General features: G+C 64.7%; 22 protein-coding genes, 1 tRNA gene and 1 pseudogene. 13 read left to right on the forward strand and 11 right to left on the reverse strand.

From position 1 onward, the window contains the following. Nucleotides 1–38: 38 nt before the first annotated feature. The gene (locus VF34_RS21725) at nt 39–680 is read left to right on the forward strand and encodes a dihydrofolate reductase family protein (protein WP_032373013.1); all 642 of its coding nucleotides are present in this window, start codon (nt 39–41) and stop codon (nt 678–680) included. Nucleotides 681–801: 121 nt separating this feature from the next. On the opposite strand, the gene VF34_RS21730 is transcribed toward VF34_RS21725, so the two are convergent. Next, nucleotides 802–1,170, reverse strand: a complete 369-nt coding sequence (locus VF34_RS21730) for an ArsR/SmtB family transcription factor (protein ID WP_032407560.1) — start codon at nt 1,168–1,170, stop codon at nt 802–804. A gap of 88 nt (nt 1,171–1,258) precedes the next feature. On the opposite strand from VF34_RS21730, the gene VF34_RS21735 reads away from it, so the two are divergent. Beyond that, nucleotides 1,259–3,250 carry a heavy metal translocating P-type ATPase gene (locus VF34_RS21735; protein WP_082079234.1) on the forward strand — a complete coding sequence of 664 codons (1,992 nt, stop codon included), beginning with the start codon at nt 1,259–1,261 and terminating at the stop codon, nt 3,248–3,250. Here VF34_RS21735 and VF34_RS21740 read toward each other — a convergent pair. The 4 genes from VF34_RS21740 to VF34_RS21755 all read right to left on the reverse strand — a co-directional run bounded on the left by VF34_RS21740 (nt 3,239) and on the right by VF34_RS21755 (nt 9,479). Beyond that, entirely contained in the window at nt 3,239–4,153 is a 915-nt protein-coding gene (locus VF34_RS21740; protein WP_032401192.1) for a nucleoside triphosphate pyrophosphohydrolase, read from the reverse strand. The two genes, VF34_RS21735 and VF34_RS21740, sit on opposite strands and share 12 nt — an antisense overlap. A 2-nt stretch (nt 4,154–4,155) precedes the next feature. Next, the gene (gene mfd, locus VF34_RS21745) at nt 4,156–7,821 is read right to left on the reverse strand and encodes a transcription-repair coupling factor (protein WP_045842032.1); all 3,666 of its coding nucleotides are present in this window, start codon (nt 7,819–7,821) and stop codon (nt 4,156–4,158) included. A 186-nt stretch (nt 7,822–8,007) separates the two neighbouring features. Then, nucleotides 8,008–8,652 carry a ScbR family autoregulator-binding transcription factor gene (locus VF34_RS21750; protein WP_045842033.1) on the reverse strand — a complete coding sequence of 215 codons (645 nt, stop codon included), beginning with the start codon at nt 8,650–8,652 and terminating at the stop codon, nt 8,008–8,010. A gap of 188 nt (nt 8,653–8,840) precedes the next feature. After that, nucleotides 8,841–9,479 (reverse strand): TetR/AcrR family transcriptional regulator, encoded by a 639-nt coding sequence (locus VF34_RS21755; protein WP_032401190.1) that lies wholly within the window; start codon nt 9,477–9,479, stop codon nt 8,841–8,843. Nucleotides 9,480–9,732: 253 nt separating this feature from the next. On the opposite strand from VF34_RS21755, the gene VF34_RS21760 reads away from it, so the two are divergent. From VF34_RS21760 to VF34_RS21800, 9 genes are all read left to right on the forward strand, one after another. Continuing rightward, nucleotides 9,733–9,803, forward strand: a tRNA-Gln gene (locus VF34_RS21760). A 53-nt stretch (nt 9,804–9,856) separates the two neighbouring features. Beyond that, nucleotides 9,857–11,329, forward strand: coding sequence for a bifunctional UDP-N-acetylglucosamine diphosphorylase/glucosamine-1-phosphate N-acetyltransferase GlmU (gene glmU, locus VF34_RS21765; RefSeq protein WP_027496101.1), 1,473 nt, complete (start codon nt 9,857–9,859; stop codon nt 11,327–11,329). Further along, nucleotides 11,326–12,309, forward strand: coding sequence for a ribose-phosphate diphosphokinase (locus VF34_RS21770; protein ID WP_027496100.1), 984 nt, complete (start codon nt 11,326–11,328; stop codon nt 12,307–12,309). Before glmU ends, VF34_RS21770 begins: the two co-directional genes overlap by 4 nt. Nucleotides 12,310–12,457: 148 nt before the next feature. Continuing rightward, the gene (locus tag VF34_RS21775) at nt 12,458–13,099 is read left to right on the forward strand and encodes a hypothetical protein (protein WP_027496099.1); all 642 of its coding nucleotides are present in this window, start codon (nt 12,458–12,460) and stop codon (nt 13,097–13,099) included. A gap of 18 nt (nt 13,100–13,117) precedes the next feature. Then, nucleotides 13,118–14,317, forward strand: coding sequence for a sensor histidine kinase (locus VF34_RS21780; protein WP_032373017.1), 1,200 nt, complete (start codon nt 13,118–13,120; stop codon nt 14,315–14,317). Next, complete coding sequence (locus VF34_RS21785) at nt 14,314–14,973, forward strand: response regulator (protein WP_032364108.1); 660 nt, start codon at nt 14,314–14,316, stop codon at nt 14,971–14,973. Before VF34_RS21780 ends, VF34_RS21785 begins: the two co-directional genes overlap by 4 nt. 81 nt (nt 14,974–15,054) lie before the next feature. Further along, nucleotides 15,055–15,810: an ABC transporter ATP-binding protein gene (locus tag VF34_RS21790; RefSeq protein WP_045842034.1), complete on the forward strand. Its 756-nt coding sequence runs from the start codon at nt 15,055–15,057 to the stop codon at nt 15,808–15,810. Continuing rightward, complete coding sequence (locus VF34_RS21795) at nt 15,807–17,189, forward strand: ABC transporter permease (protein ID WP_027496095.1); 1,383 nt, start codon at nt 15,807–15,809, stop codon at nt 17,187–17,189. Before VF34_RS21790 ends, VF34_RS21795 begins: the two co-directional genes overlap by 4 nt. A 196-nt stretch (nt 17,190–17,385) precedes the next feature. Continuing rightward, nucleotides 17,386–18,243 carry a DUF559 domain-containing protein gene (locus tag VF34_RS21800; RefSeq protein WP_032401187.1) on the forward strand — a complete coding sequence of 286 codons (858 nt, stop codon included), beginning with the start codon at nt 17,386–17,388 and terminating at the stop codon, nt 18,241–18,243. A gap of 107 nt (nt 18,244–18,350) precedes the next feature. On the opposite strand, the gene egtD is transcribed toward VF34_RS21800, so the two are convergent. From egtD to egtA, 4 genes are read right to left on the reverse strand one after another with little or no spacing between them, the layout of a single operon-like run. Then, nucleotides 18,351–19,316: an L-histidine N(alpha)-methyltransferase gene (egtD, locus tag VF34_RS21805; protein WP_045842035.1), complete on the reverse strand. Its 966-nt coding sequence runs from the start codon at nt 19,314–19,316 to the stop codon at nt 18,351–18,353. Between the two features lie 9 nt (nt 19,317–19,325). Further along, a complete protein-coding gene (gene egtC / locus VF34_RS21810; protein ID WP_032364113.1) occupies nt 19,326–20,066 on the reverse strand; it encodes an ergothioneine biosynthesis protein EgtC in 741 nt (246 codons plus the stop codon). Beyond that, nucleotides 20,067–21,371 (reverse strand): ergothioneine biosynthesis protein EgtB, encoded by a 1,305-nt coding sequence (egtB, locus tag VF34_RS21815; RefSeq protein ID WP_197077494.1) that lies wholly within the window; start codon nt 21,369–21,371, stop codon nt 20,067–20,069. After that, a complete protein-coding gene (gene egtA, locus VF34_RS21820; RefSeq protein WP_032364114.1) occupies nt 21,368–22,609 on the reverse strand; it encodes an ergothioneine biosynthesis glutamate--cysteine ligase EgtA in 1,242 nt (413 codons plus the stop codon). Before egtA ends, egtB begins: the two co-directional genes overlap by 4 nt. Before the next feature lie 143 nt (nt 22,610–22,752). On the opposite strand from egtA, the gene VF34_RS21825 reads away from it, so the two are divergent. Continuing rightward, nucleotides 22,753–23,922: an aminotransferase class V-fold PLP-dependent enzyme gene (locus VF34_RS21825; RefSeq protein WP_045842128.1), complete on the forward strand. Its 1,170-nt coding sequence runs from the start codon at nt 22,753–22,755 to the stop codon at nt 23,920–23,922. 48 nt (nt 23,923–23,970) lie between these two features. Here VF34_RS21825 and VF34_RS24795 read toward each other — a convergent pair. Then, a pseudogene (locus tag VF34_RS24795) lies at nt 23,971–24,798 on the reverse strand (DMT family transporter); the annotation flags it as partial. Nucleotides 24,799–24,872: 74 nt separating this feature from the next. Here VF34_RS24795 and VF34_RS21835 point away from each other — a divergent pair. Beyond that, complete coding sequence (locus tag VF34_RS21835; protein ID WP_045842038.1) at nt 24,873–25,478, forward strand: TetR/AcrR family transcriptional regulator; 606 nt, start codon at nt 24,873–24,875, stop codon at nt 25,476–25,478. Here VF34_RS21835 and VF34_RS21840 read toward each other — a convergent pair. Beyond that, entirely contained in the window at nt 25,456–26,514 is a 1,059-nt protein-coding gene (locus VF34_RS21840) for an IS110 family RNA-guided transposase (RefSeq protein ID WP_032375837.1), read from the reverse strand. The two genes, VF34_RS21835 and VF34_RS21840, sit on opposite strands and share 23 nt — an antisense overlap. Nucleotides 26,515–26,764: the final 250 nt, after the last annotated feature.

Below are 26,764 nucleotides of genomic sequence, written 5' to 3' on the forward strand. Positions count from 1 at the left end.
ACCGTCGTATGTTTTCGTCATCGACATCGGGAGCACAAATGGGTCAGCTGGTTCGGGTACAGAATTTCACCGTCTCGAGCGACGGTATTGCTGCTGGCGAGGACCAGAGCCTCGAGAGCCCGTTCGGTCTCGACCATCTGGCACTGATGAGGTGGTACTTCGCCACCGCCAGTTTTCCTGGAAACGCCGGATCGAGCGGTAGCCGCGGACTCGACGACTACTTCGCCCGCGACTTCGCCCGCAACATCGGTGCCGAGATCATGGGCCGACACAAGTTCGGGCCACAACGCGGACCGTGGGCCGATCACGAGTGGCAGGGCTGGTGGGGCGACGAGCCGCCGTTCCACACGCCCGTCTTCGTGCTCACCCACCACGAACGGCCGTCGATCACACTCTCCGACACCACGTTTCACTTCGTCGACGGCGAGCCCGGCGACGTACTGAAACAGGCGAAGGAGGCGGCCGACGGGAAGGACGTGCGACTCGGCGGTGGCGTCACGAGTATCCGCGAGTTCCTCGACGCAGATCTGGTCGACACCATGCACATCGCCGTCACACCTATCGAATTCGGCTCGGGTCTGAAGCTGTGGGATTCACCCGACGAATTGAACGACAGATTCGAGCACGAAGTTGTCCCGAGTAGCAGCGGTATGACTCATCACCTGTTCTGGCGTAGGTAGCCGGGCCGGATCAATGCGCCTTTGTTGCACTCTGACCGACTGAAACCCACATTGATCCCGACCCGAGGGACGAGGAATACCCCCCCCCCCCAGCGCGAGGATTGGGGCGAGTGAGAACAACTCAGGCGGAGTCGGCGTCGGAAGGGAAATCCGATGCCGACATTCCGAGGTGCTCGATGTGATAGACGGCCTCGTCGAGCAACATCGCGACGTGGTTGTCGTACAGGCGATAGATGACGCTTCGGCCCGAGCGAGTTCCGGTGACCAGTCCCATGGCGCGTAACAGCCGGAGCTGATGCGACACCGCCGACTGTTCCATTTCCACTGCCTCGGCCAAATCGTTGACCCCGCTCGGCCCCTGCCGTAGCTGCGTCAGAATGCGCAGTCGGCTCGGTGTGGCCAGAGCCTGGAGGGTCGCGGCCACCGTGGCGGCAGATTCGGCATCGAGCTGCGCAGGCGGCGTGCTGCGTCCCTCGACTCCATGTCCCATGCGACAACTATAGTTTATGTACACATGTAAAGGTCTTCATGTAATCTTGTACGGTGAGGTTCGCACTCTCCCAGGAACGAAGGCCCACATGACTTTCACCAGCACCGCCCCGGCACCGGCCGACGTGCGACCCCCAGCCGGCGCGAGCCGCACCCGTCTCGTCGACATCGCCGAAGTGAGATGGGCGCTGGCCGCGACGGCACTGTTCGCCCTCGGACTTCTCGCGCAGTTGATCGACGCGCCGACATGGACGTACTGGGCGCTCTACCTCGCCTGCTACGCCACCGGTGGGTGGGAGCCTGCGCTGGAAGGACTCCGGGCGCTGCGGGATCGAACGCTCGACGTCGACCTGCTGATGATCGTCGCCGCACTCGGTGCCGCCGCGATCGGGCAGATCTTCGACGGCGCACTGCTGATCGTCATCTTCGCCACGTCCGGTGCCCTCGAAGCGGTGCTCACCAGACGCACCGCCGACTCGATCCGGAGCTTGCTGGATTTGGCACCCGAGACCGCGACCGTCCTCGACACCTCCGGCCACGAACGAACAGTCGATGCATCCGACCTGCGCCCGGGCGACATCGTGACAGTGCGCCCCGGCGAACGCATTTCGGGTGAAGGCACCATCGTCGACGGCGCATCCGACATCGATCAGGCCTCGATCACGGGGGAATCGGTGCCCGTCTCGAAATCCGTGGGCGACGAGGTGTTCGCCGGGACCATCAACGGCACCGGCGCACTACGGATCAGGATCGACGTCGACCCGTCCGACACGATCATCGCGCGCATCGTCACCCTGGTCGAGCATGCGTCCGAGACCAAGGCCGAGAAGCAACTGTTCATCGAAAAAGTCGAGCAGTACTACTCGAAGACCGTCGTGCTCTGTACCGCAGCGATATTCGCGGTACCGATGCTGCTCGGGAACGACCTCGAATCGTCGTTGCTGCGGGCGATGACGTTCATGATCGTCGCGTCACCGTGCGCGGTGGTCCTGGCGACCATGCCGCCCCTACTCGCAGCGATGGCCACAGCGGGCAGGAACGGCGTGCTGGTCAAGTCTGCCGTGTCGATGGAACAGCTGCGCTCCATCGACACGGTCGCCTTCGACAAGACGGGGACCCTCACCGAGGGAACACCCCGGGTGGAGTGCATCGATAGTCTCGGAACCCTGGGCGAGCTCGAGGTGCTCCGCCTGGCAGCGGCGGCCGAGAACGGAAGCGAGCACCCGATCGGGCTCGCTGTCGTCGATTACGCCACGAGCCGGGGCGTCGCGATCATCACGGCAACGCACTTCGATTCGACACCCGGCATGGGAGTCACGGCAACGGTCGACAGCCGCATCGTCACGGTCACGAAACCCGAAGCCGAAGCCGAAGCCGCACAGCACAACACGAACGCCCCGGCCGAGCGCACAGCCGCCCTTCGAGAAGCCGAGGGCATGACGGCGGTGATCGTGCACCTCGACGGAGAAGCGATCGCCGTGATCGGACTCGTCGACATCGTTCGCGCCGAGGCCGACACCACGGTCGCAGGTCTCGAAGAACTGGTCGGCACTCGACCGGTGCTCCTCACCGGCGACAACGACCGCGTCGCTCGAGCAGTGGCAGCGCGCGCCGGAATTGTCGACGTACGCGCGGGGCTGCTGCCCCAGGACAAGGCCGAGGCCGTCACACAACTGCAGAACGAACGTACCGACGGCGAGACCCCGCGGCGAGTGCTGTTGGTCGGCGACGGCGTCAACGACGCGCCGGCGATGGCTACGGCCGACATCGGTGTCGCCATGGGACGTCGAGGATCCGATCTCGCGCTCGACACCGCCGATGCCGTCCTGATCCGCGACGACCTCGGGGCCCTGGCGGCCGTCATCGCGCTTTCGCGGCGGGCTCACCGCATCGTGGTCGCGAACCTGGCGATTGCGGCGACGTTCATCGTGGTGTTGGTCGCCTGGGATCTGATCGGTACCCTTCCGCTACCGATCGGCGTGGCCGGTCACGAAAGCTCCACGGTCATCGTCGCTTTGAACGGGATGCGATTGCTGTCCTCGCGTGCCTGGAAGCAGAAAGCGTCCCGGTCAGCCCCGTAGACCCCAGTGTTCGATCCAATCCAACGCACTCATCTCTCCCGGCGTGACGCCCGCATTGCGGGCCGATGCCTCGGCATTACGGATCAACGCGGCGAAATCGAGTACTCGACGCCGTAATGTGTCCTCGGCACTGTCCCCGCCGTTCGAATGGTCGACGCCGATGTGGACGACCCGCAGACCGTCCGGAACGAGCTCGTCGGGCAGTCCCGCCTTGCTGGCGCGTCCGACCACCTTCTGCGCCAATGCAAGTGACGGCTGAGACATTGCGATGCCGTCCAGGCAGGAGCCCCTGGCTTTTTCCGACGCCTTCTTCTCTTCCCACATTCGCTCCTGCTCGACGATGTCGATCGGTCCGGTGTCGGTTCGGCTCAGATGCGGGCTGCGGTGTGTCAGCTTTCGCACCAGACCTGCGGCAACGTCATCGACGTCGAAGGGGTCCTCGGCGGCGTCCTGAGCTATCCGGGAGTGAAAGAGCACCTGTAACAACAGGTCTCCCAGCTCTTCACGGAGGTCGACCAAGTTGCCGGCGGCGATGGCGTCGAGCAGCTCGTAGGTTTCTTCCAGAAGGTAGCCGCGCAGCGACTCGTGCGTCTGCTGAGCTTCCCAGCCGCCGACGCTACGCAAACGGTCCATCAGCTGGACCGCCGCGATGACGTCGTCGCCCGGAAGCTTCTCGGCCGCGACGACGCGTTCGCCGCGGGCGATCCGGTTCTGTACATCGGGATTGGTCCGGTCGGTGCTCACCAACACGGCATCGACGTCGTCGGGCGCGGCGGTGCCGGAGAACAACCAGCGCACCTTCACCGGAACCTCTTCGGTGAACTGCACTGCGCCACCGAGAAATTCGACGGCGTCCACCGGTACCTGAGTAGGACGAACAGGGTCGAGCAGAACGATCGTCACCGCTACACCCCCACAGTTTGCTCCAACAGGACGGACCGAGATGGCTTCCCGTCCAAGGATAGGATGAGATCGGCGATGAACTGCACCAATTCGACATCGCGGACGCGCGCCGCTCCGACACCGCCGCCTTCGACGCGGGGCAACGGCAGCTGCACCACTCCGGTGGTCGCACGATACGTCGCGCTCGGGTAGAGGCGCTTGAGCCTGATCTGCTTCGAATCGGGCAGGTCCATCGGAGCCAATTTCACCTGTGTCCCGGCCACATTGACGTCGGTCAGGCCGTATTCCTTGGCGATCAGGCGCAGCTTCGCGATGGAGACCAGGCGGCCGACCTCCTCGGGTAGCGGGCCGTAGCGATCGACGAGTTCGTCGATGACGGCGTCGATGCCTTCGGAGTCGGCCGCGGCGGCGAGTTTACGGTAACCCTCGAGCCGGAGCCGATCGCTGGTGACGTAATCCGGCGGGATGTTCGCGTCGACGGGGAGGTCGATACGCACTTCCTTGGGTGCCTCGTCCGTCGTGATCGGCTTACCGTCGGCGGCAGCGCGGTAGGCCTCGACCGCTTCACCGACGAGCCGCACGTACAGATCGAATCCGACGCCGGCGACGTGGCCCGACTGCTCGGCTCCCAGAACGTTTCCGGCACCACGAATTTCGAGGTCCTTCATCGCCACGGCCATACCGGCTCCGAGGTCGGAGTTCTGCGAGATGGTCGCCAAACGGTCGTAGGCGGTTTCGGTGAGCGGCTTCTCCGGCGGGTACAGGAAGTACGCGTACCCGCGTTCGCGGCTACGACCCACTCGACCGCGCAGCTGATGCAGCTGGGACAGGCCGAGCGAATCGGAGCGTTCGACGATCAGCGTGTTGGCGTTGGAGATATCGAGACCGGTTTCGATGATGGTGGTGCACACCAGCACATCGGTCTCGCGTTGCCAGAAACCCTGCACGGTGCGTTCGAGCGTTTCCTCGTTCATCTGACCGTGTGCGGTCGCCACTCGCGCCTCGGGGACGAGATCCCGAATCTTCTTGGCGGCCTTGTCGATCGAGCTCACTCGGTTGTGTACGAAGAACACCTGGCCGTCGCGCAGCAATTCGCGCCGAATGGCGGCCGCAACCTGCTTGTCGTTGTACGCGCCGACGTAGGTCAGCACCGGATGCCGCTCCTCGGGCGGGGTGAGGATGGTCGACATCTCGCGAATGCCCGCCAGGCTCATCTCCAGCGTTCGCGGAATCGGGGTGGCCGACATCGTCAGCACGTCGACGTGAGTACGGAGCGACTTGATGTGCTCCTTGTGCTCGACGCCGAAACGCTGCTCCTCGTCGACGATGACCAGGCCGAGGTCTTTCCAGGCGACACCGGTCTGCAGCAACCTGTGCGTACCGACGACGATGTCGACGGTGCCGTCGGCCAATCCGGCCATCACTTCTTTGGAATCGGCACCGTGGGTGAAGCGAGAGAGCCCTTTGACCGTCACCGGGAACGACGCCATCCGCGCGGTGAACGTCTGCAGATGCTGTTGCGCGAGAAGCGTTGTCGGGACCAGGACGGCCACCTGCTTGCCGTCCTGAACTGCCTTGAACGCGGCACGCACGGCGATCTCGGTCTTGCCGTAACCCACGTCGCCCAGGATGACGCGGTCCATCGGGACGGCCTTCTCCATGTCGGCCTTGACCTCGGTGATGGCCGTCATCTGATCGACCGTCTCGGTGAACCCGAACGCATCTTCCATCTCGCGCTGCCACGGAGTATCGGCCCCGAAGGCGTGTCCCGGAGCCGCCTGACGAGCGGCATACAGCTGCACGAGTTCGCCGGCGATCTCGCGAACCGCCTTGCGCGCCTTGCGTTTGGTGTTCGCCCAGTCGGACCCGCCGAGCTTGCTCAGTGTCGGCAGTTCGCCGCCGACGTAGCGCGAGAGTTGATCGAGTGAATCCATCGGCACGAACAGTCGGTCGCCGGGATGACCGCGCTTGCTCGGCGCGTATTCGACGACGAGGTATTCGCGCCGGGCACCGCCTATGGTGCGCTCGACCATCTCGACGAACCGGCCGATGCCGTGCTGGTCGTGCACGACGCTGTCGCCGGCGACGAGAGCCAGCGGATCGACCTGATTGCGACGCTTCGCCGGTAGCTTGCGCCCCTCCCCCGCCGCCGCGACACGGTTACCGGTGAGATCGCTCTCGGTGACGACCACGAGCTTTGCGTCGGGAAACACCAGGCCGTCGTGCAGCGAACCGCACAGGACGTTGACGACGTCCGGAACCGGGACCGCACCGGAATCGAGATGTGCAGCAGGCACTTCTGCCTCGGCGAGGCGCTCGATGATGCGCTTGGCGGTACCGGCTCCGGCCACGGAGATGACGGCCCGTCCCCCGGTGGCGATGTGAGCTCGCAGGGTGGCGTACAGCGCCGTCAACGCTTCCTCGGAACCTCGCACCTCGGGCACGGGATCGACGGCGAGCTCCACTTCTTCACCGTTGCCCGATGCCAAGGGGCTGATGGTCCACCACGGCCGGCCGTGCACCTGGGCCGATTCGCGTACCTGCCGCAGCGAGCGGTATGCGGAGGCACCGAGATCGAGCGAGGCCCCCTCGAGGCTGGACGTATCGAGGGTGGACGTGTCCAGTGGCGCGGCTCCACCGATGGATGCCGCAGTCCAGGACGCTTCGAGGAATTCCTGTCCTGTGCGGACCAAATCGGTTGCGCGAGTTCGGATTCGCTCGGGATCGCAGAGCAGGACGTGGGTCCCGGCGGGCAATGTGTCGGCGAGCAGTTGCAACTCGCCGGGTTGCAACAGCGGCAGCAGCGCCTCCATGCCCTCCACCGGGACTCCGGCCGACAGCTTGTCCAGCATCTCGACCAACGCGGTGTCACCGGCATTGTCGGCGGCGAGCACGGCCGCGCGATCGCGAACCTCCTGCGTGAGAAGCAATTCTCGACACGGCGGCGCGATGACGAGATCGACCTCGTGATCGGGGAGCGATCGCTGATCGGAGACGGCGAATGCGCGGAGCTCGGTGATCTCGTCGCCCCAGAATTCGACGCGGACCGGATGATCGGCCGTCGGCGAGAACAGGTCGAGAATGCCGCCGCGGACGGCGAATTCGCCGCGCTTGCCCACCATGTCGACGCGCAGGTAGCCGAATTCGACGAGGCGATGGATCAAGCCGTCGAAGTCCAGATCGAGACCCACTTTGAGCGTGACGGGTTCGATCTCGCCGAGACCCGGGGCCATCGGCTGCACCAGCGATCGAACGGTGGTGACGATGACACGCAGCGGATCGCCGTAGTCGCTGTCACCGGGGCGGGCGAGACGACGGAGCACATCGAGCCGCTTGCCCACGGTATCGGCGCTCGGGGAGAGCCGTTCGTGCGGCAGCGTCTCCCACGACGGGAACATGGCGACGCCGTCACCGAGCATCTGGGTGAGTTCACCCGTCAGGTCGTCGGCTTCGCGTCCCGTCGCGGTGACGATCAGAAGTTGGGTGCGCTGCGCGATTGCGGCGGCCACGAACGGGCGCACCGAGTGCGGCCCGATCAACGTGTGCTCGGCCGTCCCGATCGCGTCGGCGACCGCGACCATCGACGCATCCGTCAACGCGACACTGGCGAGCCCCGAAAGGTGAAGCGCCGCGTCGGGAACGATCGGGGCCGGCCCGGACGTGGTCATGGCAGGCAGGGAATCGGAAGACAACAGCAATGCTCCTGAACGAGTCGAGGCGATGGCTGCGCACGCACAGTCCCATCGAGTCTATGGGAGCGCACCGACACCGTGACACGCGGGAGATGCCGTCGAACCAGGACCGAGCCCGAGAATCAGGGCCTCGAAATCGGAGCCTGGAACTGGGGGCCCGAACTACGGACCGAAGCGAATGACGCGACGGGCCGCGAATTCGCGGAAGTAGTCCGACTTGTTCGTCGGCACCAGCGCGGGGAGCAGGTAGTACCAGAGTCGCTCCATGCGCGAGGGCAGTTCCTCGGTGGTGGAGGTGGCGACGGCGACCATGTGAACGCCGGTGAGGATTTCGAGCACGAGCGAACCGATGGTGCTCGGATCCGAACTGGGGTCGATGTCACCCTGTGCGATGGCCTTGGCGGCGAGCTTGTCGAACGCGACGCTCCAGCCGGCCATGACGTTGCCCTCGGTGCCGCGGTAATCACCGATCTGATGGCTCAGACGCAGCATCGCCGACACCATCGGGTCGGTGACGGAGAGGTCGACGACGATGTAAGAGATCCCGATCGCAGCTTCCAGGGCCGGGATGCGCCCGTCGTTGAACTGCATGCAAGCCGTGCTCAGACGCGCATTGCCCTCGTCGATGACCGCACGTGCGAGTTCTTCCTTCGAGCCGAAATGGAAGTACAACGCGCCCTTGGTGACCTGGGACTGAGAGATGATTTCACTGAGGCTTGCGTTCGCGTACCCGAGGCGCAGGAAGACATTCGCTGCGCCTGCAAGCACGGTGTCGCGAGTGATCTCAGCGCGAGCCTGCCTGACCATAGGATCCGCCTCTGCGATTGAACTTCCACTGCGCAAATTACGCCCGAACGGTACCACTGAGCAGCTTTACGTTTGACGCCAACATGCATCGGTCCGGATGACAATCGCCCCTGATGTGATGCGGCCCTCCCGCCCGACAAAGGGGACGATACCCCCTTTTTTCCTCGGTGAGAGCCGAAACAGAGTTGTCATTCCTCGGTCAGTCGAGGGTCCGCCTCCAGATTTGTCAGCCCGTTCCAGCACAGGTTCACCACGTGGGCCGCAACCACTTCCTTGGGCGGCGTTCGCACGTCGAGCCACCACTGGGCCGTCATCGACACCATGCCGACCAACGCCTGCGCATACATCGGCGCGAATTCCGGATCCAGACCGCGTCGCGAGAAATCCCCCGCGAGCATGTGCCCGACGCGTCCCACGGCCTCGTTGAGGAGAGACGAGTACTTGCCGTCCTCGGCCGATGCCGGCGAATCACGGACCAGAATGCGGAATCCGTCGGTGCGCTCCTCGATGTACGTCAGCAGGGCGAGCGCGACTCGTTCGACCCGAATACGCGACCGGTTGAGTTCGAGAGAACTGGTGATCATGCCCAGCAGCGTCGACATCTCGCGATCCACGATGACGGCATAGAGGCCTTCCTTGCCCCCGAAGTGTTCGTAGACCACCGGTTTGGACACGTTCGCGCGTCCGGCGACCTCCTCCACCGACGCCGCCTCGTACCCACGCTCGGCGAACAGCGTGCGCCCCACCTCGATCAACTGCTCGCGTCTCTGTGTCCCCGTCATGCGGACACGAGGTGTGCGTTCCTGCTCGGAGGCTGCGCCTGTCATCGAAAACCGCTTCCGTCACCGACCGTGGGCAATGCGGACGTCGAATCGACGCCTACTACAGACTAACGATGCCCGATCCATCCGTTTTTCCTGTCGCAGGGGCCGCGCCGGAACGACGCGAGTGGTCTGTTATGCGTCGCGGTTCGACTCACCGCCACCTCTCATGCGAGGATCGGTGCGCTCAGTGGGAGCGCAGCGGCTAACGAAGGCGTCGTTCTCTTCGTCGGCCACTGCTGCCACCGCTGGTCGATTATCCGCCGTGGTGTAATGGCAGCACCTCTGATTTTGGTTCAGATAGTTCAGGTTCGAGTCCTGGCGGCGGAGCGAGCAAGACCATTCGTGCATGCCCGTTTCGCGTCATCGCCCCGAGGAGCTCAATGCCTGTGCAGACCGCCGTGGTCGTTCTCGCTGCGGGTGCAGGTACCCGAATGCGGTCCAAGACTCCGAAAGTTCTGCATCCCCTGGCCGGCCGCACCATGCTCGCCCATGCGCTGCACGCCGCCGCCGATCTGGGCCCGGACCACCTGGTCACCGTTGTCGGCCACGATCGCGAACGGGTGAGCGCCGCAGTTCACGATCTGGCCGCCACGTTCGGCCGCACCATCCACACCGCAGTGCAGGATCGACAGCTCGGCACCGGGCACGCCGTCCAGTGCGGCCTCGCGGCGCTGCCGGACGACTTCGAGGGCACCGTCCTCGTCACTGCCGCCGACGTCCCGCTGCTCGACGGCCATACCCTCAAAGCTCTGCTCGACGAGCACCTGAGCGCTCCCCGCCCAGCGGCGGCGACGGTACTGACCTTCCTCCCCGAGGACGCCAACGGCTACGGCCGCATCGTGCGTACGAACGACGGCGAGGTGGCCGAGATCGTCGAACATGCCGACGCCACCCCCGCTCAGGTCCTCATCGGTGAGGTCAACTCCGGCGTCTACGCATTCGACGCGGTCGCTCTGCGCACGGCATTGGGCAAGCTCAGCACCGCCAACGCGCAGCACGAGCTGTACCTGACCGACGTCGTCAAGATCAGCAAGGCCGACGGCAAGGCCGTCTACGGCACCCAGCTCGCCGATCCGGACCTGGTGGTGGGCGTCAACGATCGCGTTCAGCTGGCGCACGTCACGTCCGTGCTCAACCGCCACATCATCGAACGGCACATGCGCGCAGGCGTGACCGTCGTCGATCCCGCGACCACCTGGATCGACATCGACGTCACCCTCGGCGCGGACGTACGCATCGAACCCGGCGTCCAACTGCACGGCAAGACGCACATCGCCGACGACGCGGTCGTCGGTCCCGACTCGACACTGCGGGACGTCGAGATCGGCGAGCGCGCGTCGGTAGTCCGTACCCACGCCGAGCAGGCCGTCATCGGACCGGATGCGACAGTCGGGCCGTTCACCTACCTGCGTCCTGGAACTGTCCTCGGCACGGGCGGCAAACTCGGTGCCTACGTGGAGACGAAGAACGCGACGATCGGCAACCACACCAAGGTCCCGCACCTCACCTACGTCGGCGACGCCACGATCGGGGAGCACAGCAACATCGGCTGCTCCAACGTCTTCGCCAACTACGACGGCGTCAACAAGAGCCGCACGGAAATCGGATCCCACGTACGCACAGGATCCGACTCGACGTTCGTCGCCCCTGTGCACGTGGGCGACGGCGCTTACACCGGTGCAGGAACAGTGGTTCGGGACGATGTTCCTCCCGGCGCACTGGCCGTGTCCGGTGGCAAGCAACGCAATATCGAAGGCTGGGTCGTTCACAACAGGCCCGGAACCGAAGCTGCACAGGCAGCGGCGCGCGCAGATCGTGCTCGGCAAGAACTAAAGGACGGCGAAAAGCAGTGACCACCCCTAATTGGATCGACAACCAGAAGAACCTCATGTTGTTCTCTGGCCGAGCACATCCGGAGTTGGCCGAGCAGGTCGCCAAGGAACTCGGAATCGACGTCACCCCGCAGACGGCACGTGACTTCGCCAACGGCGAGATCTTCGTGCGCTTCGAGGAGTCGGTCCGCGGATCGGACGCATTCGTTCTGCAGTCGCACCCGTTCCCGCTGAACACCTGGCTGATGGAACAGCTCATCATGATCGACGCACTCAAGCGTGGATCCGCCAAGCGCATCACCGCGATCCTTCCGTTCTACCCGTACGCACGCCAGGACAAGAAGCACCGCGGCCGCGAGCCGATCTCCGCTCGCCTCGTCGCCGATCTGCTCAAGACCGCCGGTGCCGACCGCATCATCACCGTCGATCTGCACACCGACCAGATCCAGGGCTTCTTCGACGGCCCCGTCGACCACATGCATGCCCACAGCCAGCTCGCCGATCACATCCGCGGCAAGTACAGCCTCGAACACATCACCGTCGTATCCCCCGACTCCGGCCGCGTGCGCGTCGCCGAGAAGTGGGCCGACTCGTTCGGCGGCGCACCGCTCGCCTTCATCCACAAGACGCGTGATCCCCTGGTGCCCAACCAGGTCAAGTCCAACCGCGTCGTCGGCGAGGTCGAAGGCCGCACCTGCATCCTCATCGACGACATGATCGACACCGGCGGCACCATCGCAGGCGCAGTCAAGGTACTCAAAGAAGCCGGAGCGGGTGACGTCGTCATCGCCGCAACCCACGGCGTGCTGTCCAACCCGGCCGCCGAGCGCCTCGCCAACTGCGGTGCCAAGGAAGTCGTCGTCACCAACACCCTGCCGATCAGCGACGAGAAGCGCTTCGACACGCTGACCGAACTCTCGATCGCACCGCTGCTCGCCCGCACCATCCGCGAGGTCTTCGAAAACGGTTCGGTCACCAGCCTTTTCAACGGCAGCGCGTAACAGTAGGTCTGTTTCGCTCGATCCGAAACCCGCTCCGCCCGCTCCCCACCTGCACTGCATGAACTACGTCACGCCCGTGGCCGGAATATGCAGCTCGCGAGACGGGGGCGTGCGGGGCGGGTTTTGTTGTCACCTAAGATGACTCGTCGTGATCGACGCACATTCTCTCAACGCCCCGGCCGGAACTACTACCGTCAGAATCGCTCGATGGACGCCGGGCGGGTGCGTCTGGTGCGGCAGCACCGACAGCGTCGAAACCTTCCGTAACGAGCCGCGGTGCGGCCTGTGCCGAGAGAAGGAAGCCGTCATCGACGAGGCGAAGCACTTCATCGGCATGTACGGCCTGCGGCCTCTCGGTGGCACGCTCGCGTCCGACGACGAGGAGGAGCGCGAGTACCGCGTCACCGCCCGCGATGCGCGTGAGGTGCTCAACCGCATTCGACTCGAGAAGCTCCCCGACCCGGCCGCGGTCCGCAAAGCGTTGCGGCCCAGAGCCGCTGCTGCAGTGAACGCAGCGGCGTCTTCGTCGGCGACGACGTCGGGGTCTGCTCCGGCGAAGGCACCCACCAAGAAGTCGCAGGCCGGTGTCACCGGGATCGACGCGATCGAACTGCAGTCGCGGGTGGAGAAGTTGCTGACTCAACTCACCTCGGTGGACGAACAGATCAGCGCACTGGACGGCGCGCAGGGCCTACCGGCACGCGCACGTATGAAGGATCTCGAGAAGCAGCGGACGACCGTTCTGACGACGCTGGCCGCCCTCGAGAAGGCGCGTCGCCGCACCAACTGATGCACGTAGTCTGATCGAGTGCTGCGCAAGCTATCGATCTCACGGCAGGTACTCGACGCCGCGTACGCGGTCGTGTTCGTCCTGCTGCTGCTGGCGTCCACCGTGAACGGAGTTGCCGGCACCGCAGGTGTGGGCGTTCTGGTCGGGTTCGGCGTTGCACTGGCCATCCGACGCCGATCACCACGATGGTCCTTGGCGCTCGCCTGGGTGCTGGCCGTCGTGCAGATGGTCACCGGAGTGCTGCCGCTGTCTGCGGACACTGCGATCTTCGCAATTCTGTATTGCACGGCCGCGTACGGCGACAACGTGGTTCGACGCCTCGGGCTCGCGTCCGCCGTCGGCGGCGGAGTGATCGCAGCGGTGTATCTGGCCTACGTGGACGGAAATCCGTTCGGCCCACCCACGGAAGAGGGCTTTCAGGAACCCCGACTCCTACAGTTCGCTTTCCTCCTCGCGGGCCTGTGGGCGATACTCGGGTTGTCCTGGGCCTTGGGTCGCTTGGCTTACGCGCGGCGCACATCGATCGAATCGGCACACGCGCGCGAGCTCGCGGAGGTTCATCAGGCCCGCGCCGAGCACGAGGTGGCAATCGAGCAGGAGCGCAACCGAATTGCCCGTGACATGCACGACATCGTCGCGCATTCGCTGGCTGTGGTGATCGCACAGGCCGACGGCGCGCGGTACGTACGCGCTGTCGATCCCGCCGCGGTGGACACCGCACTGACCACCATCTCCGATACCGCCCGCGCCGCGCTGTCCGATGTACGGGTGCTACTCGGCCAGCTGCGGCACAGCCAAGGCGACCTGCCGAACCCGACATCTGAGGATCTGGATCGACTGCTCGCCTCGATGCGGGCCACCGGTCTGCAGATCGACGCCACCATCGACACCACCGGCTCGTCGTTGGGGGCCGGAGCGCACCTGGCGCTGTACCGCATCGCACAGGAATCGTTGACCAATGCGCTGCGCCACGGCGACCCGGACGAGCCGGTGTCCGTCACCATCGAATCCGATTCTGCCGGCGTCGAACTGACGGTCCGCAACAGTGTCCGTCCCGGCCGTTCGGTCACCGAATCCTCCGGCCACGGTGTCGCCGGCATGAAGGAGCGTGCCGGCCTCTCGGGCGGTACGTGCATCGCGTCCGGTGACGACTCGTCGTGGACCGTCACTGCGTGGCTTCCTGCCGCGTCCGAAGCCAGCAAGGGAAAAGTGTCATGAGCGAGCGCATCAGAGTGGCCCTGGTGGACGACCAGCAACTGTTCCGGGCGGGCATTCGTATGCTCATCTCCTCCCAGTCCGACCTCGAGTTCGTCGGGGAAGCCGGGAACGGCGTCGAGGCCGTTGCGCTCGCTGCGTCCGCAACGCCGGACGTGATGCTCATGGACGTGCGGATGCCGGTGCTCGACGGTATCGCCGCCACCGAGCAGATCCTGGCCGCATCCGAGCACCCGCCCCGGATTCTGGTCTTGACGACGTTCGACCTCGACGAGAGCGCTGCACGTGCAATCCGTTCCGGTGCAAGCGGATTCGTCCTCAAGGACGCCGACCCGGAGTTCCTGCTCGCGGCGATCCGCACGGTGCACGCGGGCAACTCGGTCATTGCTGCGTCGGCGACGACCGGCCTGCTCGCGCACTTCACCCCGACTCCCGCGGTACCGAAGGCACCGGCCGAATTCGCCACTCTCACGGCGCGGGAGAAGGAGCTGTTCAGGCTCACCGCACGCGGGTTGAGCAACTCCGAGATCGCCGAGCTGGAGTATCTCAGCGAAGCCACCGTGAAGACACACATCAGCCGCATCTTCGCCAAACTCCACCTGCGTGATCGGGTGCAGTTGGTGGTCTACGCCTTCGAGCACGGACTGACTGGAGACTGACACCGAAGTCATCCTGCAGATGTACGACGCGAAGACTCGCGCCTGATTACTTCGGTCCGGCGAATTCATAGCGTTGTTGCCATGACGATCACAGCAGGCCCTGTTGCACGGGCATATCAAGTCAGCAAGCATTTCGGCGACTCGTCCAACCCGGTGAGTGCGCTCGACAACGTCTCTCTCGACATTCACGGCGGCCGGTTCACCGCCATCATGGGGCCATCGGGTTCCGGCAAGTCCACCCTCATGCATGTCATGGCAGGGTTGGACACCCCCAATTCCGGGCAGCTCATGCTGGCCGGAGCCGACATCACGTCGGCGGGCGACGACGCTCTGACGACGTTGCGCCGCAAGCAGGTCGGCTTCATCTTCCAGTCGTTCAATCTCGTTCCGACGCTCGACGTCAGGGGCAACATTCTGCTGCCGTTCGAGCTGGACGGCCGCGCGCCCACCGCCGAGGAGTCGGCCTGGATCGAGCAACTCATCGACACCCTGGGGTTGCAGAGCCGCGTCGGGCACCGACCCCATCAGCTCTCGGGTGGGCAGCAGCAACGCGTCGCGATCGCTCGCGCTCTGGGTACTCGGCCGCAGCTGATCTTCGCCGACGAGCCCACCGGCAACCTCGATTCCCGCACCGGGCGTGAGGTTCTCGGCCTCCTCGCTGCGGCGGTACATCAGTACGGTCAATCCATCGTGATGGTCACCCACGATCCAGTCGCGGCCAGTTACGCCGATCGCATCGTCTTCCTCGCCGACGGCCGCATCGTCGACGAACTGGGACGTTCGACGCCGGAACAGATCTCGAACTACATGCTGGGAATGGAAGGTGTTCTCCGATGAGCGTGTCCACATCTGCTCGGGCGTCTCGGGAACACGGTGCGAGCATTCTGGTGACGGCGCTCGCGTCGTTCTTCGGCGTCGTGCTGATCCAGGCCACTGCGTTTCTGGTCGACATCTTCGACGACGGCAGCGACAGCACCGGAATCGTGGCGTTGTACTGCGTAGCCCTGGTGTTCATCGGCCTTGCCCTGTATGTCGCGGCTGTCGTCACCTCCAACACGTTCGCGACGATCGTGGCCGGCCGCACCCGCACCATCGCGCTGCTCCGCCTACTGGGTGCCCGGGCTCGCGATCTGCGTCGATCGGTCGCCCGGGAAGGCTTCCTCGTCGGGTTGTTCGGTGGCGCAGTCGGTCTGGTGCTCGGTGTCGGTGTCAGTCACCTGGCCCGCGCCGTCGCGGTATCGGCCCGCCAATTGCCGGACGTGCAGTACACGTCCGTACAACCGCTCGTGGTCCTTCCCGTCGTCACCGTGGTTCTGACGACGACGCTGGCGTCGTACGTCGGATCACGGAAAGTTCTGGACGTCACTCCGATTCAGGCGACCGGCGGTGCCGTCGACACCGGGATCGAGACCCCACGGTCGAGGCGGGTACGGACGGTGTTGTCGATCGTGCTCATCGCGGGCGGTGTCGTGCTGCTCGGCCTCGGTGTGCTGATCGGGATGGTCAACCCCGGCGGAGTACTGGTCGCGTTCTTCGGCGGTGTGGCATCGTTCACCGGCATCATGGTGGGTGCGTACCGCATTCTGCCCGGCGTGCTCCGACTCGTCGGAAGGATGGCGGGCCGCGGGCCGGCCGCACGATTGGCGTCCGCCAACGCAATTCGCTATCCGGATCGCAGCACCCGCACTGCAGTGGGCCTGCTCATCGGGGTGACCTTGGTGGTCACCTTCGCAGTCGCGATGTACAGCTATCGATCGATGCTCGTCGACGAGTACGACGAGGAGACCATCGGTCAAGTGCTGACGGTAACCGTCGGAATCATGACCGGCCTCATCGGTTTCTCCGCCGTCATCGCCGCGGTCGGCATGGTGAACAACCTGCTGCTGAGCATTCTGCAACGTACCCGGGAAATCGGTCTGTTGCGCGCACTCGGATTCACCCGCAAGCAGATTCGTTCCATGATCGTCTCGGAGAGCACCCAGATGGTGGTCGCGTCGATGGGCTTCGGGCTGATCCTCGGAATCGGATACGGTTGGGCCGCAGCACAATCGCTGCTGGGTTCGCTGAGCGGCGGCGGCGTGTCTGCTCCGACACTCCCCTGGGCCGTCATCGCAGGCACGGTACTGTGCGGCGGGCTTCTGGCGCTCGGAGCATCGTTGGCACCGGCGCGGCGGGCGAACAAGATCTCGCCGGTACTTGCGTTGGCGGACACCTGATCGGGAGGCTTCGGGTTGGCTACCAGGGGCATGGTTGCGCACTACCGACGCCGATCGACGGAAGTCCGTCGATCGGCGACCGTAGCGTGCAACCGTGCCCGCTCCGCCGGGCAGTCCTGTGGATAACGTCGTCGAGTTATCCACAATTGCGAGATTGCCACTGTTGCGTGGGCCCGTCAGCCGCAACGGTGTAGCAATGGGGGTCTACACAGTGCAGCAATTGCTCGCACAAGGAATCAGCACGAGCACGATTTCGAGGCGGTCGCGGTCCGGTGAGCTGGTGCGACTGCTGCCGAAGGTCTACGCGACGGAGAAGCCAGACTATTTCGGACTGTGCCTCGGGGCCACCCTGTGGAGACCGGACGCCGCACTGAGTCACGAAAGTGCGGCATGGTTATGGGGACTGATCCAATACGAACCGCGTCTGGTCGACGTCACTGTCGGCCCGACCGGCCAGTCGAGGTCGGTGCCCTGGATCCGAGTTCACCGCCGAGTTCTCGGCGACATCACCACGCGACGCGGCATGCGAGTGGTGTCCCTGGAGCAAACGTTCGTCGATGTCGCGACCTGCTTGTCGACGCCCGATCTCGAGAAGTTCTTCGACAACGCCATAGACAATCACGTGCCGTGGCGTCGGGTCGCTGAACTGTGTGACACGGCAAAGGGCATGGACGGGATGGCTGCAGTGCGCAAGCAGCTTCGAAGCTGTTGCCCGAGAACCCTGTCCGAGCCGGAGCGGGTGGTGGCGCGGGCATTGAAAGCTCGCCACTTCACAATGGAGATCAATGCGCGCGTAGGTAGGTTCTACGGCGACCTGGTCGACTTTTCCGCACGAGTCATCGTCGAGATCGACGGACGAGAGTTCCACACGGATCCCGCGACGTTCAACAACGATCGTCGACGCCAGAACGAGTTGGTGCTCGACGGATGGTTGGTGCTGCGATACTCGGCGGCCACAGCACTTGCCGAACTCGATCGCGTCGTGGACGAAATCATCACGGTGGTGCGTCGTCGCCGGAAGTCGGTTGCAGCAACGGGACGTCGACTCCCGTGAATACGCGTCATCGACGGGCAGGGTTGCGCACTACCGACGCCGATCGACGGAATCCCGTCGATCGGCGAACATAGTGTGCAGTGGTGCCCGCAATGCCAGCGGTCCGTTCAGACCCTTCCGGCCAGGATCAGAGCGAAGCGCGAATCTGCGTCGGACCACAGATGGAGGACGTCGAAGCCCGCCATCTTCAATTCACCGGCAATGCCGTCCGGCCGGAACTTCGCGGAGATCTCGGTACGTAGATCTTCTCCGGACTCGAAGTGCACGTGCAGGTCGAGATCGTGCAAATACACCTCCTGCGCAGCTGTGGCCCGCAATCGCATCTCGATCCACTCGTGCTCGGCGTTCCACAGTGCCACGTGTTCGAAAGCCTCGGGGTCGAAATTCGCGCCGAGCCGAGAGTTGAGAACCGACAACACGTTTCGATTGAACTCGGCTGTCACACCGGCTGCGTCGTCGTACGCGGGAACGAGCACGTCCGGATCGATCACCAAGCCCACCCCGAGCAGCAGAAACTCGCCGGGGTCGAGTGCGTCCGCTACGGCCGCCAGGAATTCCTCACGTTCCTGCGGGATGAGGTTCCCCAGAGTGCCGCCGAGGAAGGCGATGGTGCGGCCGGTTCCGGAGGGAAGATTGTGCAGGGTATCGGTGAAATCGCTGACGATGCCGTGCAGTTCCAGCGTCGGGAACTCCTTCGAGATCTGCTCGATAGCACCCTCCAAGGCGGTACTGGACACATCCTGAGGCACATACGTTGTCAGCGAACCGTGTTCGATTCCGGCAGACAACAGCAGCTTGGTCTTCTCCGACGAACCCGAGCCCAGCTCGATCAACATCGACGATTCGGTGGCCCGGGCGATGTCGAGTGCATGCTCCTCGATCAGCGCGCGCTCGGTGCGGGTCGGGTAGTACTCCGGCAGCACCGTGATCTGCTCGAACAGCTCACTGCCGACGGCATCGTAGAAGTACTTGGGCGAGAGCCACTTCGGGTCGGCCGTCAAGCCCTCCCGCACGTCCTTGCGCAATTCGTCCAGCAGCGTCGTGTCGGTCAGATGTACGTCCACCGTGCTCATGACTCTCCTTCATTCTTCCAGGGTCGAAACGGTGACACCGGTCGCTGTCGCGACGACGATGCTGCGGTCGTCGATAGAGATCCATTCGGGATCGTCGTCGACGGGTTCGGAGGCGATCGTGACCGAATCCTCGGTCTGCAGTACCGACAGCGAATGATGCACCGCCGTGGCATACATGGACGTGCCGTCCGAGAGCAGAAAATTCAGGCGCGCCTTGGGCGACCTGGCCAGAACCTCTCGAACCAGCATGCGCAATGCCGACTCGGGATCGTGTGTGCGCAACAGGTTTCGCAGCACGATCCACAATCCGGCGGCGTCGGTAGGGGCCGGCAGCATCAACGCATCGGTCGGCGGAATCTCCGACCACAGCTCCGCCAACGATTCCGGCCAACCGAACACGACGCCGTTGTGGCTGAATGCCCATCGCTCGTCGGTGAACGGGGCACAGGCACTGCGTTCGACCGGCATTCCCACGGTGGCCGATCGGACCGCCGCGATCACCGACGTCGACTGCAGTTGCGGCAGAGCATCGTCGATCGCAGGGTCGGTCCAGATGGGCATCGGATTGCGATAGCTGCGTACGGTGTCGTCGCCGTCCCACCAGGCAACGCCGAACCCGTCGGCGTTGATGGTGCCGCCGCCCCGCATGTCGGTGGGCGCGAACGATTGTGTGCGCAGGGAGTTCTCGCCCCGGGTCAGCAGTGACCCGACCGAGGTAGTTGCTCCGAGGTACCCGAGATGACGGCACATTCAGTGCGACTCGACGTCGCGGGCCAACCGGAACCCACTGAAGATCTGCCGACGAATCGGGTGATCCCAATTTCGGAACGTCCCGCGGCAGGCCACCTCGTCGGTGCCGAAAGAGCCGCCACGCAACACCTTGTAATCGCCGCGCAGAAACACCTCCGAGTACTCGGCATACGGGAATGCCTCGAATCCCGGGTACGCCTCGAAACCCGAGGACGTCCACTCCCACACGTCACCGATGAGCTGATGGACCCCGGCCGAGGACACACCCTGCGGATACGCCCCCACATCGGCCGGTTCGAGATGTCGCTGATTCAGATTGGCATGTGCTGCAGTGGGTTCGGCGTCGCCCCAGGGATAGGCGCGGGAGGTGTTCGACGCCGCGTCGTACCGCGCGGCCTTCTCCCATTCCGCTTCCGTCGGTAGCCGCTTGCCTGCCCAGCGCGCATAGGCGTCGGCCTCGAACCAGCACACGTGCACGACGGGCTGCTGCGGACGCACCGGCCTGCGCACCCCGAAGCTCCGACGCCACCAGGTGCCGTCGGAATCGGACTCCCAGAACTGCGGGGCGGTGAGCTGCGCATCGACGCGGTGCGCCCACCCCTTCTCCGTCCACAACTCGGGACGCTCGTAGCCGCCGTCGGCGATGAAGTTCATGTACTGCGCGTTGGTGATCGGGGCCCGGTCGATGGCGAAGGTCGGCACGTGCACGGCGTGTGCAGGCCGCTCGTTGTCCAGCGCCCACGGGTCCAGGGAAGTTCCCATCGTGAACGGCCCACCGGCGATGATGGCTTCACCCGCGACCGGCATCGTGGACGTCGGCGGTGCAGGAGCGGTGAGAACAGCAGGACCGGAACGCAACTGGTGCGTTGCGAGCATGGTTTCGTCGTGCTGCTGCTCGTGCTGGGCGATCATTCCGAACGCAAACCCGTGCTTCTCGACCGGTCGGCCCTCGAACGTGCTGTGCTGCAACACGTCCCAGGCCTTGTCCCGCACGGTATGCACGTAGGCGCGCGCTTCCTCGGGCGTCAGGAGCGGCAAGGACGTTCGCGACGAACGCGAGTGCTTGAACGCGTCGTACAACTCGTCGATGTCCGGCCGCACAGGATCGCGGCCACCGACGTCGCGCACGAGCCAGAGTTCTTCCTGACTGCCGATGTGTGCCAGGTCCCAGATCAGCGGGCTCATCAACGGCGAATGCTGAGCCATCAGTTCGGTTTCGTCCACGCACTCGGTGAGCGCGGCACTGCGGGACCGGCTCCGAGTCAGCACGGTCTCGATCCTGGTCCTGAGTTCTTCGGCGCTCACACCGATTCCTTTCGGCTCTGCGATGTCGGCGACACCGCATCGAATTCGTGGGGCGAAATACCGGCGCGACATCTCCGAGATGCCGCACGCAACTGCTGGGAGAACTCTCCTCCCGCGGATGATGCGAGATCGAGCAGTTCGCTTGCGGCCCTGCGCAGCTCGCCATCGGCCAGACCTGCCCGGGCCGCATCGAGCCACCGACCAGCTGTGCCTGCGCCGAGTTCGGTGGCCTGGGAAACCAGACCGGGAGTGGACAACAGCGCCTCGAACGCGGCGGCCGGTATCACCCACTGCCCGTCGGGTTGCGCGTCGAGGTAACGGATTTCGAGGTGCCCGCAGGCTCGGACATGCGGGAACAGTGTCGTCAGGTGGTAATCGAGATCGGCGTAGGTTGCGGGGCGACCGACAACGCTCGGATCGTCGAGCCACTGCGCAAAAGTGATGCCGGACGGCGCTTCCCAGTTCTGGGTGGTTCCCCGAATACAGAGGAGCGGAACGTCGAGTGCCCACCGCGCGTAATCGGCGATCGGATCGCCCGTGTTCGGTACTGTGGTCCGGCTGGAATCGAGTTCGAGCCAGGTCCGCATTCGCTGCGATGCCCACGCACCCGTCGGTGCCCCGGCGAGTTCGGGAGAGCGCGCGAACGCGGCGACGAAGGCCGGGCCGATGGCGTGCAGCATCTGCCATCGCGAAGTGACCTCCGCCCGATCACGTCCGGCGTCGACACTGACCTGGGTGGCGGCGGTGTTGCACATCATCAGCTTGCCGAAAGGCCCGATGGTGGTGAAACGGTTTTCCATCGCGCAGTAGCGCGGTAAGACCAGTAGTCGTTCGGGATCTCGCACGGCGTCGGCGGGAACTGCGCTGATGGAGATGCCGTCGCGACCGAGCATGTCGTGCAACAGTCGGGCATCGGCGTCGAGCAGCGGTTCGAGCTGGGAAACGGAAATAGAAGGCGAACTGGACAATTCGACTTGGCCGCCCGGTTCGACGGTGACGATACTTCCGCCCGGCAACGTCAGGGCGGGTGACTCGGGAGCGATACTGCGCGGGGAGTGATCACCGAGCGCAGCGGCCAGAGCTGACAGGGAGGGCCGCGAACCGTCGTCGAGGGCCGTGAGCCATTCGAGTTCGGCACCGATGAGCGACGGTGGCCCAAGCTTGAAACACACCTTCGACACATATGCCTCGATGGCTGGGCGCGTGCTCAGCTCGAGGGACTTCTCGTTGGAGGACACATTTCCTTCTTTCCCACTCACCGCGATCCGACTACGCAATGTACCCAGCTGCCAGGATCGAAAACGCCGAGATCCCGCGTCGTATCGAGGCTACCGATTGTGGAACCCTGATGCCCGAGAGTTCGCTACCGGAAGGACTATCGATGCTCGATCACGACCGCATTCGCCGCGACACCCCTGGTGCGTCGGGCCGGGTATTTCTCGACAGCGCCGGCTCCTCGCTGCCGCCCACCGTCGTCGTCGACACCGCGATCGCCCATCTGCGCCGCGAGGCGGAGATCGGCGGGTACCGGGCCGCGAGCGAACGCCTCGACGATCTCGCGGCCGTCAAGGCATCGATCGGAACCCTGATCGGGGCACCGGCGTCGACCATCGCTCTGAGCGATTCCGCCACTCGCGCGTGGACCGACTTCTTCTACTCGGTGCCGTTGTCGGCCGGGGATCGAATCCTGCTGTGCGAGGCCGAATACGCCAGCAACGCCATTTCCGCGCTGCACCGCGCCGAGGTCTCCGGGGCCACGGTCGAGGTGATTCCGAGCGACGCGTCGGGGTGCATCGACATCGACGCACTCGAACAGATGCTCGACGACCGGGTCAAGGTGGTGTCGGTCGTGCATGCGCCCACCAACGGAGGCTTGATCAACCCGGCCCGCGCAGTGGCCGATCTCGCCCATCGACACGGTGCCCTCGTTCTGCTCGACGCGTGTCAGTCCATCGGCCAGCTGCGGGTGGACGTCGACGAACTCGGCGTCGATGCGCTGTCGGCCACCGGTCGCAAGTGGCTACGCGGGCCCCGAGGTACCGGGTTCCTGTACCTGCGTCCGGAATTGGCCGCGAGCTTGCATCCACCGGCTCTCGATCTGCACAGCGCACAGTGGGAAGACTCTTCGACCTACCGAATGGCCGACGACGCAACACGTTTCGAGTTCTGGGAATGCGACGTCGCAGCCCGCCTCGCCCTCGGCGCGGCCGTCGACTATCTACTCGAACTGGGCATCGACGACGTCGCGGACGCCATCTCCGAGCGCGCCGAGTACCTACGTGCCGGAATGCGACGCATTCCCGGGGTCACCGTCCACGATCTCGGTGACCGCAAGAGCGGCATCGTCTCGTTCACCGTGGACGGTAAGGAGCCGGTTGCCGTCCGCGACCGACTTGCCGACCGAAACGTGACGGTCACGGTGAGCCATCGCGGTTCCACTCGACTGGACATGACAGGCCGGGGACTCGACGCCGTTGTCCGTGCATCCCCGCACTACTTCGTCACCTTCACCGAGTTGGACACGATGCTCGCTGCGCTCGCCGGCGCGTGAGCGGGCTCTACGGTCCGGATGTGCGCTGAGGTAGGCGGCGACCCCGATCCCCGAGACTGCGAGGCCCGCGATACCGAACCACGTGACCGCGTCGCCGAACATCACGAAAGCCCAGAGCATCGTCGTAGGCGGTGTCAGGTAGAGCAGCACGCTGGCACGAGTCGGTCCACTGCGGCGTACGACGAACAGGTACGCGCCGTATGCGCCGAAGGTCGACAGCACCACCGTCCACGCCACCGCAGCCCAGAAACCCGTCGTCATCGGCGGTACCGCGTCACCGGCAAGTGCACTCCACGTCATGAAACCGACTGCGCTGATGCCACATTGGATGGCCATGGCCAGCGCGATGGGTTCTTTCGGATCCAGTAGCCGTTGCCCGATCGTCCCGGCCGACAGCGCCAGCATGCCCGCGGCAGGAAGCAGGTAGACGGGCCACGCGAGATCGGCACCGGACAGGTCACCGATGACGACGAGCGTCACTCCGGCGATGCCGACGAGGAGGCCGAGGATTCCTCTCGATCCGACGCGTTCGCCGAAGATCCTGCTCGAGGCCAGCGCGACCACCAACGGCTGCAAAGCAGCGATCAGGGCGGCGACGCCCGGAGGGACGCCCATGCCGATGCCGGTGATGGTGGCACCGAGGTAGAGGAACTGGCAGAAGAGGCCGAGGACTGCGTGGATACGCAGCGCGTGCCACGTCGGGGTGAGTCGTCGCCATCGGCACCACGCGACGAGGAGCACGACTGCCACCAGGTACCTCCAGGCCAGCAGCGTGTGGGCCGGAGCTTCGGCGGTGCCGAATTCTGCTCCGATGAAGCCCGAACTCCACAGAATCACCAGAGCTGTACCGGCGAGAACATCGATGCGTGAGGTCATGAGAGCGATGTAAACATACAGGTCTGTATACTCGCAGTGCACCCCACTCCGAACAGCGCTTTCGAAAGGTCGCCATGCACGACAAGCCACTGACCCCCGCAGCGGAACGAATTCTCACCGTTGCGAGCGAGCTCTTCTACGACCGCGGAATCCGCGCCGTCGGCGTCGACCTGATCGCCGAGGAAGCCGGCACGACCAAGAAGACCCTGTACGACCGCTTCGGCTCCAAGGACGGCCTGGTGCAGCGCTACCTGAAGCGTCGATACGACCTCTGGTGTGCGCACGTGACGCAGTACGTCGACTCCCTCGACCAGGGTGAGCAGCGTGTACTCGGGGTCTACGACGCACTCGACCTGTGGATGCGCGACAACCATCGCGGCTGCGGATTCGTCAACGCATTCGCCGAGTTCGGCGGCACCGACAGCCCGGTGTTGGCCATCATCGAGTCGGAGAAGGCGTGGACGCGATCGCTGTTCGCACGCCTGGCCGCCGATGCCGGATACCCCGATTCAGAAGAACTCGGGACTCGATTGTCACTGTTGCACGAAGGTGCGGTGGTCATGGGAACCGCAGGCGGTCGGGACGACGCCATCGCCGTCGCCCGGTCGGTGGCCGCCGAGTTGCTCGCTGCGCTCGCACGTGATGCTCCTATGAGTGTCAAGTGGCAGTTTTCTGGGTGAGAAGTTGGAACATTTCGCGGGCGACGGCTCGTTTGAGGCAGCGGATTATGTCGCGTTTGCTCTTGCCTTCAGCGAGTCGTCGGTCGCGGTATTGCTGGGTGCGGGTGTCGTATTTGAGGCGGGCCATGACGATGACGTGCAACGCTCGGTTGGCCTGCCGGTTGCCGCCGCGGTTGAGTCGATGGCGAGTGGTTTTGCCCGAGGACGCGGGTAGGGGTGCGACACCGCAGAGGCTGGCGAATGCTGCTTCGGAGCTGACGCGGTGGGGGTTGTCACCGACGGTGATCAGCAACTGTGCTGCTGTTTCGTAGCCCACCCCGAACCGGCCGACGAGGTCTTCGGCGGCATCGTCGATGAGCACTGCGAGATTTTTGTCCAGTGCTTTGATGTCGGCGTCGAGGAGCTGGATCCGTCGCGCCACCGACCGCAGTGCAGTCTTGATCGCCGCGGTCAGTGCACCTGGAGTGACGGCGGTCGGCCGCAGTGCTGCGCATGCGTCGATCAATGCGACTGTTGTCAGACCCCGGAGCTGTTCTCGAATCGGTTCGGGCGCGTTGACGACGGCAGATTTGAGACCTGTGATCGCCTCGGCGCGAGCTTTCACCGCGGAGCGACGAGCGTTGTGCAGGAACCGAATCGCCTCGACGTCCCCGTCGTGGGTCTTCGGAATCGTGCGAGCCAGCCCGGCCGCAGCGATGCGAGCAGCACTGTAAGCATCGAGCGGATCGGACTTGCCGTGAAAGCGCCGCGAGCGGCGGTCGGTGCGGTCGACATCGACGACCTCGAGGCCCGCTGCGAGCAGGACCGTGGTCAGCGCGGAGCCGTAGCTTCCGGTGCCTTCGATTCCGACTCGGACGACGATGCCGGTCCCGATCAACCATGCCAGCAGTGCGCGGTAGCCGGCGCCGGTTGCCGGGAACTCTCGGTCGCAGATTTTGCGGCCGAGGTGGTCGATGATCGCCGCGTGGTGGGTGTCTTTGTGAGTATCGATGCCTGCAATGACGGCGAGGCTGACATCGGGTGGGTTTTCGGTCATGCTGGACACTGGTTATCCCTTCGACAGGTGACCACGCACCGGCCGGGACGGCGGACAACACAGTGACGGGACTCTTTGGTCAGGCTCCTATCAAGTCACTCCGCCCACCGGTCGCGTGTGAACGATGTCCGTCGAGGCGAAGGCCGACACATCACATGAAAGACAGCCATCGGCGTCAGAGCGGAAACGAGTCATACCTTCCACCTCGACGAACAACTCCAGTATCACTGAGCGGAAGTTCGTAGCAGGG

Origin of the sequence: Rhodococcus sp. PML026, from assembly GCF_000963615.1 — a bacterium.
Taxonomy (GTDB): domain Bacteria; phylum Actinomycetota; class Actinomycetes; order Mycobacteriales; family Mycobacteriaceae; genus Rhodococcoides; species Rhodococcoides fascians.